The 10,792-nt window shown below is 65.8% G+C and carries 10 protein-coding genes; 5 read left to right on the forward strand and 5 right to left on the reverse strand.

Annotated elements, in window-relative coordinates:
* Window positions 1-201 precede the first annotated feature (201 nt).
* From BRAO375_RS12395 to BRAO375_RS12405, 3 genes are all read left to right on the forward strand, one after another.
* Window positions 202-1,236 (forward strand): glutamine synthetase beta-grasp domain-containing protein, encoded by a 1,035-nt coding sequence (locus tag BRAO375_RS12395; protein ID WP_008961259.1) that lies wholly within the window; start codon window positions 202-204, stop codon window positions 1,234-1,236.
* A 204-nt stretch (window positions 1,237-1,440) separates the two neighbouring features.
* On the forward strand, window positions 1,441-1,899 hold the full coding sequence (locus tag BRAO375_RS12400) for a hypothetical protein (RefSeq protein WP_009027814.1): 459 nt from the start codon (window positions 1,441-1,443) through the stop codon (window positions 1,897-1,899).
* A 102-nt stretch (window positions 1,900-2,001) separates the two neighbouring features.
* Entirely contained in the window at window positions 2,002-3,624 is a 1,623-nt protein-coding gene (locus tag BRAO375_RS12405) for an ABC-F family ATP-binding cassette domain-containing protein (protein WP_009027815.1), read from the forward strand.
* Window positions 3,625-3,648: 24 nt separating this feature from the next.
* Here the strand turns inward: BRAO375_RS12405 and BRAO375_RS12410 are convergent, their stop codons facing one another.
* From BRAO375_RS12410 to BRAO375_RS12430, 5 genes are all read right to left on the reverse strand, one after another.
* Window positions 3,649-4,566 (reverse strand): dienelactone hydrolase family protein, encoded by a 918-nt coding sequence (locus tag BRAO375_RS12410; protein ID WP_009027816.1) that lies wholly within the window; start codon window positions 4,564-4,566, stop codon window positions 3,649-3,651.
* A gap of 4 nt (window positions 4,567-4,570) precedes the next feature.
* A complete protein-coding gene (locus BRAO375_RS12415; RefSeq protein WP_009027817.1) occupies window positions 4,571-5,566 on the reverse strand; it encodes a DUF3592 domain-containing protein in 996 nt (331 codons plus the stop codon).
* A 91-nt stretch (window positions 5,567-5,657) separates the two neighbouring features.
* Window positions 5,658-7,754 carry a PAS domain-containing protein gene (locus BRAO375_RS12420; protein ID WP_009027818.1) on the reverse strand — a complete coding sequence of 699 codons (2,097 nt, stop codon included), beginning with the start codon at window positions 7,752-7,754 and terminating at the stop codon, window positions 5,658-5,660.
* A gap of 190 nt (window positions 7,755-7,944) precedes the next feature.
* On the reverse strand, window positions 7,945-8,190 hold the full coding sequence (locus tag BRAO375_RS12425; RefSeq protein ID WP_006613499.1) for a hypothetical protein: 246 nt from the start codon (window positions 8,188-8,190) through the stop codon (window positions 7,945-7,947).
* A gap of 164 nt (window positions 8,191-8,354) precedes the next feature.
* The gene (locus BRAO375_RS12430) at window positions 8,355-8,789 is read right to left on the reverse strand and encodes a DUF1810 domain-containing protein (protein WP_009027819.1); all 435 of its coding nucleotides are present in this window, start codon (window positions 8,787-8,789) and stop codon (window positions 8,355-8,357) included.
* 225 nt (window positions 8,790-9,014) lie between these two features.
* Between BRAO375_RS12430 and BRAO375_RS12435 the strand changes: the two genes are divergently transcribed.
* Together BRAO375_RS12435 and BRAO375_RS12440 are read left to right on the forward strand one after the other, a co-directional pair.
* Complete coding sequence (locus BRAO375_RS12435; protein ID WP_009027821.1) at window positions 9,015-10,055, forward strand: DUF2778 domain-containing protein; 1,041 nt, start codon at window positions 9,015-9,017, stop codon at window positions 10,053-10,055.
* Between the two features lie 66 nt (window positions 10,056-10,121).
* A complete protein-coding gene (locus tag BRAO375_RS12440) occupies window positions 10,122-10,379 on the forward strand; it encodes a hypothetical protein (RefSeq protein ID WP_009027822.1) in 258 nt (85 codons plus the stop codon).
* Window positions 10,380-10,792: the final 413 nt, after the last annotated feature.

Genomic DNA, 10,792 nt, shown 5'->3' on the forward strand with positions numbered 1-10,792 from the left:
ATCCCGGCCGTGCTACTTTGCCGCACCGTCTTACCCCACAAGTTCCATCCTCCGGCGCCTGGATCTGGGCAGCAGGCTGCGGCGGGACGTCGCGGGACTTGGCACGTTCCATGCTTAAGAGTGCGCTGGCCGATCGTGGCCGGGTAAGCGGGGAGCCTTCGATTGCTGGGCTCCCACCTTTCGATAAGACAGAGAGGCTCAATGACGAAATACAAGCTCGAGTACATCTGGCTCGACGGCTACAAGCCGGTGCCGAATTTGCGCGGCAAGACACAGATCAAGGAATTTTCCTCTTTCCCGACCCTGGAACAGCTGCCTCTTTGGGGCTTCGACGGCTCGTCGACGATGCAGGCCGAAGGCCATAGCTCCGACTGCGTGCTGAAGCCGGTCGCCGTGTATCCCGATGCCGCCCGCACCAACGGCGTGCTGGTGATGTGCGAAGTGATGATGCCGGACGGCAAGACCCCGCATCCGTCGAACGCCCGCGCCACCATCCTGGACGATCCGGACGCATGGTTCGGCTTCGAGCAGGAGTACTTCTTCTACAAGGACGGCCGTCCGCTCGGCTTCCCCGAGTATGGCTATCCGGCTCCGCAGGGCCCGTACTACACCGGCGTCGGCTTCAAGAACGTCGGCGACGTCGCCCGCAAGATCGTCGAAGAGCATCTCGACCTCTGCTTGGCGGCCGGCATCAACCACGAAGGCATCAACGCCGAGGTGGCGAAGGGCCAGTGGGAATTCCAGGTGTTCGGCAAGGGCTCGCGTACGGCCGCCGACCAGATGTGGATGGCCCGCTACCTGATGCTGCGCCTGACCGAGAAGTACGGCATCGACATCGAGTTCCACTGCAAGCCGCTCGGCGACACCGACTGGAACGGCTCGGGCATGCACTGCAACTTCTCGACCAAGTACATGCGCGAAGTCGGCGGCAAGGAGTACTTCGAGAAGCTGATGGACGCCTTCAAGGAAGCCCGTGCCGACCACATCGCGGTCTACGGTCCGGACAACCACATGCGTCTGACCGGCAAGCACGAGACCGCCTCGATCGACACCTTCAGCTGGGGTGTGGCCGACCGTGGCGCCTCGATCCGCGTGCCGCACTCGTTCGTGAACAATGCGTATAAGGGCTATCTGGAAGACCGCCGTCCGAACTCGCAGGGCGACCCCTACCAGATCGCGTCTCAGGTCCTGAAGACGATCGCGACGGTTCCGACCGGCGCGAAAGCTGCAGCCTAAGACGCCGAACACAACACCCCGGGGCAGGGGCTGACGTGATGATCCGCCGGAGCAGCCGCTCCGGCGGATCATTCGTTTGTGGCGGCAGCTCGTCGACGTCGGACTTCGCCGATCCGTCTTGATCAATCGCAAGCTCGGCTTGGCACAGCGGAGGTATGTGTCTCCCGGACGGTGGAGACGCGGATCTGGGAAGCGGAGTGTCGAATGAACTTTCGGAAATGGGTGGTTGGCGTCGTGCTTGCTAGCACAGCCGTATTGTTCGCCGTCACGCCGGCCCCGTCCAATGCCGATCAGTATCTGCCTCGGCTCGGCGACATCATGAATCTCGTCCAGGTCAGGCACGCCAAGCTGTGGTTCGCCGGACAGGCCAAGAACTGGGACCTCGCCGCCTACGAGCTGGCGCAGCTCAAGCAGAGCCTGGCCGATGCGGCTGGCTTCTATTCGGGGCTGCCGGTGGACAACGTGACCACGCTGAGCCAGCCGATCCAGTCGATCTCCGATGCGATCACGGCCAAGGACGGCAAGCGGTTCGCCTCGGCCGTGACCGAGCTGACCTCGGGCTGCAACGCCTGCCACGCCACCATGCAGCGCGGCTACGTCGCCATCCGCATCCCGACCGACAAGCCGTTCGGCAACCAGGACTTCCGGCCGCAGGGCCGCTGACGGGGCCGGTCTGGAACGCGAGTTGCGGTGCAAAATTGCGCCTTCCACCGGCGGCGCGCATCGACTAAGAGCGGCGGCAACCCGTCCACCGCCTGAGCCCTCATGATCCGCCTCGACAACATCAGCAAGCAAGTCGGCCACCAGATCCTGTTCATCGAAGCCTCCGCCGCGCTCCAGCGCGGCGAGAAGATCGGGCTGGTCGGCCCCAACGGGGCCGGCAAGACCACGCTGTTCCGGATGATCTCGGGCCGCGAGCAGCCTGATGAGGGCCAGGTCTCGACCGATCGGGGCATCTCGATCGGCTATTTCAACCAGGACGTCGGCGAGATGAGCGGCCGCAGCGCCGTGGCCGAGGTCATGGATGGGGCAGGGCCGGTGTCGTCGGTCGCCGCCGAGCTCAAGGAGCTCGAGGCGGCGATGGCCGATCCCGATCGCGCCGACGAGATGGACGAGATCATCGCGCGCTATGGCGAGGTGCTGGCGCGTTTCGAGGAGCTCGACGGCTATGCGCTCGACAGCCGCGCCCGCGAGGCATTGGCGGGCCTCGGCTTCTCCGAGGAGATGATGGACAAGGATGTCGGCCTGCTCTCCGGCGGCTGGAAGATGCGCGTCGCGCTGGCGCGCATCCTGCTGATGCGTCCCGACGTCATGCTGCTCGACGAGCCGTCGAACCATCTCGATCTCGAAAGCCTGATCTGGCTGGAGCATTTCCTCAAAGGCTACGAGGGCGCGCTGCTGATGACCTCGCATGATCGCGAGTTCATCAACCGCATCATCAACAAGGTCATCGAGATCGACGCCGGCCAGCTCACGACCTATTCCGGCGACTACGATTTCTACGAGCAGCAGCGGGCGCTGAACGAGAAGCAGCAGCAGGCGCAATATGAACGCCAGCAGGCGATGCTCGCCAAGGAGATCAAGTTCATCGAGCGCTTCAAGGCGCGGGCGTCGCATGCGGCGCAGGTGCAGAGCCGGGTCAAAAAGCTCGACAAGATCGAGCGCGTCGAGCCGCCGAAGCGCCGCCAGACCGTGGCCTTCGACTTCCTGCCGGCGCCGCGCTCGGGCGAGGATGTCGTCGCGCTGAAGAAGGTGTCGAAGAGCTATGGCAGCCGCCGCATCTATGAGGGCCTGGATTTCATGATCCGGCGCCGGGAGCGCTGGTGCGTGATGGGCGTCAACGGCGCCGGCAAGTCCACGCTGCTGAAGCTCGTCGCGGGCACGGCCGAGCCCGACGATGGCTCGGTGACGATCGGCGGCAGCGTCAAGATGGGCTACTTCGCGCAGCATGCCATGGACCTGCTGGACGGCGACGAGACCGTGTTCGAGTCGCTGGAGCATTCCTTTCCGCAGGCGGGGCAGGGCTCGCTCCGTGCGCTCGCCGGCTGCTTCGGCTTTTCGGGCGATGACGTCGAGAAGCGCTGCCGGGTGCTGTCGGGCGGCGAGAAGGCGCGGCTGGTGATGGCCAAGATGCTCTACGATCCGCCGAACTTCCTGGTGCTGGACGAGCCGACCAACCATCTGGACATGGCGACCAAGGAGATGCTGATCGCTGCGCTGTCGAGCTTCGAAGGCACCATGCTGTTCGTCTCGCACGATCGGCACTTCCTCGCCGCGTTGTCGAACCGTGTACTGGAGCTGACGCCCGACGGGCTGCATCAATATGGCGGCGGCTACGCCGAATATGTCGCCCGCAGCGGCCACGAGGCGCCGGGGCTGCGCAGCTGAGATCGAACGCCGATCGAGCGCTCATCACTTCAACCAATCGAACACGAGCGAGGCCGCGCGCCGGAGCGTATCGTCCATGGCTGGTCCATTGCCGGCCGTGGCCTGGCGGCTGGCTGAGGGTTCGTCGAATCCATGCGTCGCGCCAGGATAGATCGTCGTCTCGATCGCGGTGCCGGCATTCCGCGAGCGTTCGGCCATGGCGCTGCACAGCGCCGGCGAGACCTCCTCGTCATCGGCCGCGAGAAACAGCTGGACCGGGACACGGGACCTGAGCGTCGGGCCGATGAGCGAGTTTTCGCCGCATCCGGGATAGAAGATGAGCGCGCCGCGGACGGACGAATGCTGCCCCTCTCGCAACAGCACGTTCAGCACCGTGCTGCCGCCGTTGGACCAGCCCTGCAGCACTATGCGATCCGCGATGATGTCCTTGCGCTGACGCAGATAGGCGAGCGCGCCTTCGGCGTCGAGCGGCCGCACTGTCCTCTCGTTGACATCGGCACGATCCGGATCGTCATGCGTGCCGCGGCCAAACCCGTGCGCCTTGCCGCGCGGACCGAAGCTGTCAGGCAGCAGCGCGACGTATCCGCGCTCGGCCCAGTAATTGCCCCACATCATATGCCGCTTCGACAGCGTCCCGGCGTTGCATGGCGACGCCGGCACTGCGCGTGAGACCAGCGTACAGTCCGCGTTGACGTTGGACGAGTAGGGGCCGCCTCGCCCGTGGAGCATGACGATCGCCGGAAATGGTCCGGCGCCCTGCGGCTTGAACAGATAGCCCGTCAGCTCGGTCCGGCCATCGGCGCTCTGGAAGTAGACGGTTTCCGGCTGGGCAGCGGCGGCAGGCGACAGCCCCAGCGTGGCGAGCATCATCAGCACGGCGAGCCGCCAGCCGCCCAACGCCCCGACGCCGCAGACTTGTTGCCGGAATACGTGACGGCCCATGCGCCTAGCTCATCTGGATATGGGTGAAGATGAACAGGAACAGTGCGCCGATCGCGATCAGAACGAGGCCGACCCAGAGCGGGGCGGAGACACCGCTTTTGTTGGTGGGATCGAGCACGGCCGTTTCCGGCTGGTTGGGATCGTAATACACCGCGACGTCGCTGTTCGCAGGATACTTGGCCGCGATGGCTTCGGCGCTCGGCCGGTCGGAATACAGCGCGGTCCAGCCCCAGTTCCAATGCGTGCTGTGGAAGCTGCGGCCGCCGACGGCATAGCTGTATTCGATGATGATGCGGAAGCGCTCCTCCTCGACCTCACGGCCGCGGTCGTTCTCTCGTCGCGTGATCTCCACCGTCACGCCCGAGCGTTTGATCCGCCCCGCCGTGGTCGGCCAGGAGCGGCTGGCCGTGCGCTCCTGACGGAGCTTCCAATAAGAGGCGAGGGCGACGGCGCCGAAGCCGAACAGGGCGAACGGCATCAAGAAGGCGAACAGCGGCACGCCGGCCTGGGTCGTCAGCACCTTACCGGCCAGCGAATGCGCGACCAGCACGGTTGTGACAGCTGATAGCACCACAAACAGCGCGATCAGCGCCGCCGTGCCGCTGGCATTAGCCGGCTCGAGCACCGACTGCGAGGGGTGCTTCGGGTCGTAGAAGACGCGGACCTTCGCGCCTTTCGGGTATTTGCCGGTCAGCTCGTCGGCCTGCAGGCGGGTGACAGCGCCCGGGCTGGCGAAGCGGATGCGATGGCCTTCGTAGCTCTTGCCGAGCACCGCGTAGCGGTAGCGGATGTCGGGCTTGGCGTCTGTATCATCGGCCGACCGATGTGTCGCCGCGACCGATACCTCCGAGGCCACGATCTCGCCCTCGACGACGGGCCAGTTGCGTCCGCCGTTGCTCTTCCTGCGCTGGAGCCAGAGTCCGTAGCCGGAGTTCAGGGCCAGAAAGCCGAAGATGCCGGCGGCGACGCGGGTCCAGAGCAGGGCGGAGGCAGTGAGCATGGTCATCTCGCATGAGCCCGTCGATCCGGGCGACATGCAGTGGTGCGCTCCGAGTTCCCTTGGGTTCAATACCGTCGCCGCTCTCCGCTGCTCAGCTCTCCACCATCTCCGTGACGCGGCCGGCGAGCGCCTCGACGTCGAACGGCTTGGTCAGCACCTGCATCCCAGGCGCGAGCTGGCCGTGGCCGAGGATCGCATTCTCGGCATAGCCGGTGATGAACAGCACCTTGAGATCCGGCCGCGTCGCGCGCGCCGCGTCGGCGAGCTGACGGCCATTCATGCCGCCGGGCAGGCCGACATCGGTGATCAGGAGATCGATCCGTGCATTGGACTGCAGGGCGGCGAGGCCGCTTGGCCCGTCCTTGGCTTCGATCACCGCATAGCCGCGCTCGTCCAGCACCTCCATCACCAGCATGCGGACGGTCGGCTCGTCGTCGACGACCAGAATGGTCTGGCCCGTCCGCGCCGACGTCGTGGTGTCCGCGCACGCGGGATCCTCAGCCTGGGCCTCGCCGACATAATGGCGCGGGAAATACAGGCACATCGTGGTGCCCTGGCCGACCTCGGAATAGATCCGCACCTGTCCGCCTGACTGCCGCGCGAAACCGTAGACCATCGACAGGCCGAGGCCGGTGCCCTGGCCGATCGGCTTGGTCGTGAAGAACGGATCGAAGGCGTGCTCGATCACGTCGGATGTCATGCCGGTGCCGGTATCGGTGACGCAGAGCGAGATGTATTGGCCGGGCGACAGGTCGCGCTCGCGGGCGGCGCGGTCGTCCAGCCATTTGTTCGCGGTCTCGATCGTGATGCGGCCGCCTTCGGGCATCGCGTCGCGCGCATTGATGCAGAGATTGAGCAGGGCGCTTTCGAGCTGCGAAGGGTCGATCAGCGCCGGCCAAAGCCCGCCGGCTGTGACGACCTCCAGATGGATCTGCGGGCCGACGGTGCGGCGGACCAGCTCCTCCATCCCCATGACCAGCCGGTTGACGTCGGTCGGCTTGGGGTCGAGCGTCTGCCGGCGCGAGAAGGCGAGCAGCCGATGCGTCAGCGCGGCCGCGCGCTTCGAGGCGCCCTGGGCCGCCGCGACGTAGCGGTCGACCTCGGTGAAGCGGCCCTGGCGCATGCGGGTCTGCAGCATCTCCAGCGAGCCCATGATGCCGGTGAGCAGATTGTTGAAGTCGTGCGCGATGCCGCCGGTCAGCTGTCCCACGGCCTCCATCTTCTGCGACTGGCGCAGTGCCTCCTCGGCCTCGCGCAGCCGCTTCTGCTCGCGCAGCCGGTCGGTGACGTCATAGGCGAACTGATAGGCGCCGATCTGTCGGCCCGAGGCGTCGCGCAGCACCGAGAAGCGCAGCTCGTAGAAGCGGCGGTCGCGACCGGAAACGCCGAACTCGCCGACCTCGACGAACTCCTCGCCTTCAAGCGCGCGCGACCACACGGCGCGAACGGCGGCCTGATGCTCCGGAAGATCCTTGAACAGCTCCACCAGATGATCGCCGACCTTGGGATGGAGGCCGAAGATGCGTCCGAACTCCAGCACGGCGGCGCTGTTGATCGCGATCAGGCGGAACTGCGTGTCGACCACCTGCACGAAGGCATTGGTGCCTTCGACGATGTCGGCGAGCAGCTTGCGCTCGGCCAGCGTGGCGACGACGCGCGCCTCGAGCGTGTCGTTGATCTCCTGCAGTGCCGCCTCGGCGCGCTTGCGCGCGGTGATGTCCTGGAACAGCACCGCGACCTGGCGACGGCTGGCCGGCTCGACCCGGAACGCCGCCAGTTCGAGATGACGGCCGGTGGCGACCAGCTCGCGCTCGAAGCGGATCGGCTCGCCGGTGCGCAGGACGCCGCCATAGAGCTCCACCCAGCCATCGGCCTCGCCCGGCACCATCTCCCGCACCTTCTGCCCGACCACGTTGGGGATGCCCGCGTGCAGGGCATAGGCCGGGTTGGCCTCGACGTGGACGTAGTCGCTCAAGGGGCCGTGCGGGCCGTCGAAGAACTCGATGATGCAGAAGCCTTCATCGATCGAGTTGAACAGTGTCCGGTAGCGCTCCTCGCTTTCGGCCAGCGCCGTCTCGGCCTCGACGCGTTTGCCGGCATCGGCTGTGAACAGCGCCTGCAGCCGGGCATTCTCGCTTTCGAGCTCCCGCAGCCGCTGGCGGAGCGTGTCGATCTCCGGGGAACTCACGCTGCGCCGGCCTCATCGCATTCGAAAATCGGAAGATGGTCAGAGGGCATGAGCAGCTCGACGTGGAGATCGACTGACAACATACCATGTCAACAGAGCCTGCGGTACGTCCCCCTCAGATGGAACCTGCGGAATGGTTGTCACGCCCCGCCGGCGCTTCGGCGGGGCGTTGAGGTCTGCCGTCGCGACCTTAGCCGCCGGCCTCGCATTTCTTCATGAAGCTGGTCTTGGCCGCGCCGGCGAGCTTCTTGCCGTCGGAGCCGACCGCCTTGGTCTCGCAGGTCTCGGCCATGCACTTCTTCATGAACGAGGTCTTGGCGGCGCCAGACAGCGCCTTGCCATCCTTGCCGACTGCCTTGGTCTCGCAGCTGTCTTCGGCGAAGGCGGAGCCGGCCGCGAAGGTCGCGAGCGCGGCGATGAGAAAGAACTTCTTCATGAGCGTGTCTCCTGAGCAGGAACAATGCGGCGGATGGGAGCCGCAAATCTTGGCGTGATCAAGTTTCGTGTTGCGACTATCACCCGAAATCCGGACGGCCCGATCAGCCAACTCATCAGCATGCTACCGGCGACACGCATGTGACGGGCTGTCTGAATACATCGTCATGTTTTGCCGCGCTGCAGGAAGGCGAGCGTCGCCGGGTCGCGTTCACCGCCGCAATAGCGCTCGAGCGCAGCAGCGAACTCCGCATCCGGGCGAATGAAATCGAAAAGCGTCATGCTGGAGCGAAACTTGATGTCATCCGGCGAGCCCAGGATCTGGCGCAACGACCGCTGCTGAACCGCGAGCACCAGCCGGGTGCATTCGAGCAGGTGGCGGCCGAGCAGGGGATGCGCCAGATAGGCCTCGGCCTCGGCACGGGAGCGGATGGCGTAGCGCTGCGCCATCGCCGAACTGCCCAGCCCCTCGACCTGGGGAAAGATGAACCACATCCAGTGGCTTTGCTTGGCGCCGGCAGCAAGTTCGGCGGTCACGTGGGAATAAATCGAACTCTGTGCGTCGACAAATCGGCCGAGATCGTCATCGTCAGCATTCATATCCACCTCCAACCTATTGTATCGGCGACAAAATCATCTCCCTCGCGGATGTGGCGGGGCCGCGGCGGCTCTGGGGGAATTCGCGCGTGCCGGAGCACTCCGGGCTGGCGTTTGTCTAGATTATGCCGCACTCTTGCCATCCTATGTCATGACGGGTCGAATCGTACCCCTTGGGGTCGGACACCTTCTGCGGGTGCTCGAAAAGGGGGGTATATCGGGGACGTGATGGCTTCCAGTGAAGCAAGCGTAGACGTTCTGTTGTCGAAAGGCCGCTTCGGGCGCTCCGAAGCGATCGCGTTGGTGCTTGCCGCACTCGCGATCGCCGGGGGTGCGGCTGCCTGGATCGATGCCAACAGCGAGCAGCCGCCCGCGGCCGCCGCGGCGCTTCCGGCTGAGGCCCAGCCCTCCATCACCTTCGAGAACCGCTTCGCGCCGGCCTCGGCATCCGCGACCGCCTATTCCGAAAAGGACGCCGTCCGGGCGCTCGATCGCTTCGCGTTGCGCGGCATCGACCGGCAGCTGTTGGATGCACGGGCCGCGCTGGTGCGGGGCATGGAGTCGCGCGATCCCAATGCGCGCGACCCCAACAACAGCGACTGGCGGCCGATGCTGACCGAGGGCAACACCGTCACGATGCCTGCGCCCGGCGTGCCGCTGCCGCGCCCGCGCCCGGCGGTCGCCAACATGCCCACCAGCCTGGTGTCGGCAAGCGCGCCGGAGGCGGTCGGCCGGGTCGACGACCGTTCGATCCTGCAGAAGCTGTCGGACCTGCTGCCGAGCCCGACCAAGTTCGCCTCGCTCGGTCCCGACAGCGGCATCGTGCGCTCTGGCGTCGATCTCGGCGCGCTCGGCTATGAGAAGACGGCGGTCTACGACATCAAGGCCAAGATGGTCTATCTGCCCTCGGGCATCGGACTCGAGGCTCACTCCGGCATGGGCAACCTGCGCGACGACCCGGAGCACGTCAATCAGCGCATGGTCGGTGCTACGCCGCCGGCGACCTACGACCTCAAGCCGCGTGAAAAGCCGTTCCACGGGGTGCGCGCCCTGCGCATGAACGTGGTCGAGGGCACGACCCTTGGCCGCAGCGGATTGCTGACCCACCCCTATATGCTTGGTCCCGAGGGTGATTCGAACGGCTGCGTCTCGATCAAGAATTACGATCGCTTCCTGAAGGCGTATGATGACGGCGAGTTCAACCGACTCGTCGTCGTCGTCGGGCTCGAGGCTGGCACCCCGACGCGGACCGCGCAAAAGACCGAGTGACGCTTTGTTGCTGGGTTCCGGCGCGACCACGGCGGCGACGTCAGTCGCATCTTCCGGAAGGTCCCCATGATTGATCCCGCACATTCGGAAACGCGCCTGCGTACGACGTTCAACATCAAGGTGAACGGCAAGCCGGTCGTGATTTCGACGGTCGGACAGGCGCATCAGTTCCTCACCAGCCTCAACGCCGTCGAATGGCTGGAGTTCAAGGCGCTGCACGACGCCGCGATGTCCGCGCTGCAGGCGGCCGCCGACAATGCCATCATGACGGTGCAGGCGACCAATGCGGTGCGCACCCTGTTCGTGAGTGCGAGGCTGTTGTGAGAATGATCGCGCGTCGGGGTGTGCGTTGCTTGCCTCTGGCCCGCGTTGGCCGTCCGCTCCCACCTCACAATAGGTGTCATCGCCCGGCTCGACCGGGCGATCCAGTACGCCGCGGCGGCAGTGATCGACCGAGAGGGCGCGGCGTACTGGATGCCCCGCCTTCGCGGGGCATGACAGCGGCGGGTGGGGGCACCACCTTGCATCCTCGTCAAGCCGGGCCTCGCGCTGCGCGCCCCCCGGAATGACGGCGAGACTGTCGAGGCATCTCGAAAAATCATCATCCGCCCATGCACGCACGCCCTCGCGTTCTCGCGACGCGTAGCGCCCGAGTGATCCGTCCGTCTTGCCCCCGAGATAACAGAGGGCGCGGGGAATGCCGGGCTGCAGGCTGCAACCCATGGCCCGCCTGCAGA

The organism is Bradyrhizobium sp. ORS 375 (assembly GCF_000239775.1).
GTDB lineage: Bacteria > Pseudomonadota > Alphaproteobacteria > Rhizobiales > Xanthobacteraceae > Bradyrhizobium.

Coding starts and splice junctions, on each gene's coding strand:
- BRAO375_RS12435 (WP_009027821.1), top strand. CDS start 9,015: ATGGCTTCCAGTGAAGCAAGCGTAGACGTTCTGTTGTCGAAAGGCCGC.
- BRAO375_RS12395 (WP_008961259.1), top strand. CDS start 202: ATGACGAAATACAAGCTCGAGTACATCTGGCTCGACGGCTACAAGCCG.
- BRAO375_RS12440 (WP_009027822.1), top strand. CDS start 10,122: ATGATTGATCCCGCACATTCGGAAACGCGCCTGCGTACGACGTTCAAC.
- BRAO375_RS12400 (WP_009027814.1), top strand. CDS start 1,441: ATGAACTTTCGGAAATGGGTGGTTGGCGTCGTGCTTGCTAGCACAGCC.
- BRAO375_RS12430 (WP_009027819.1), bottom strand. CDS start 8,789: ATGAATGCTGACGATGACGATCTCGGCCGATTTGTCGACGCACAGAGT.
- BRAO375_RS12425 (WP_006613499.1), bottom strand. CDS start 8,190: ATGAAGAAGTTCTTTCTCATCGCCGCGCTCGCGACCTTCGCGGCCGGC.
- BRAO375_RS12410 (WP_009027816.1), bottom strand. CDS start 4,566: ATGGGCCGTCACGTATTCCGGCAACAAGTCTGCGGCGTCGGGGCGTTG.
- BRAO375_RS12415 (WP_009027817.1), bottom strand. CDS start 5,566: ATGCTCACTGCCTCCGCCCTGCTCTGGACCCGCGTCGCCGCCGGCATC.
- BRAO375_RS12405 (WP_009027815.1), top strand. CDS start 2,002: ATGATCCGCCTCGACAACATCAGCAAGCAAGTCGGCCACCAGATCCTG.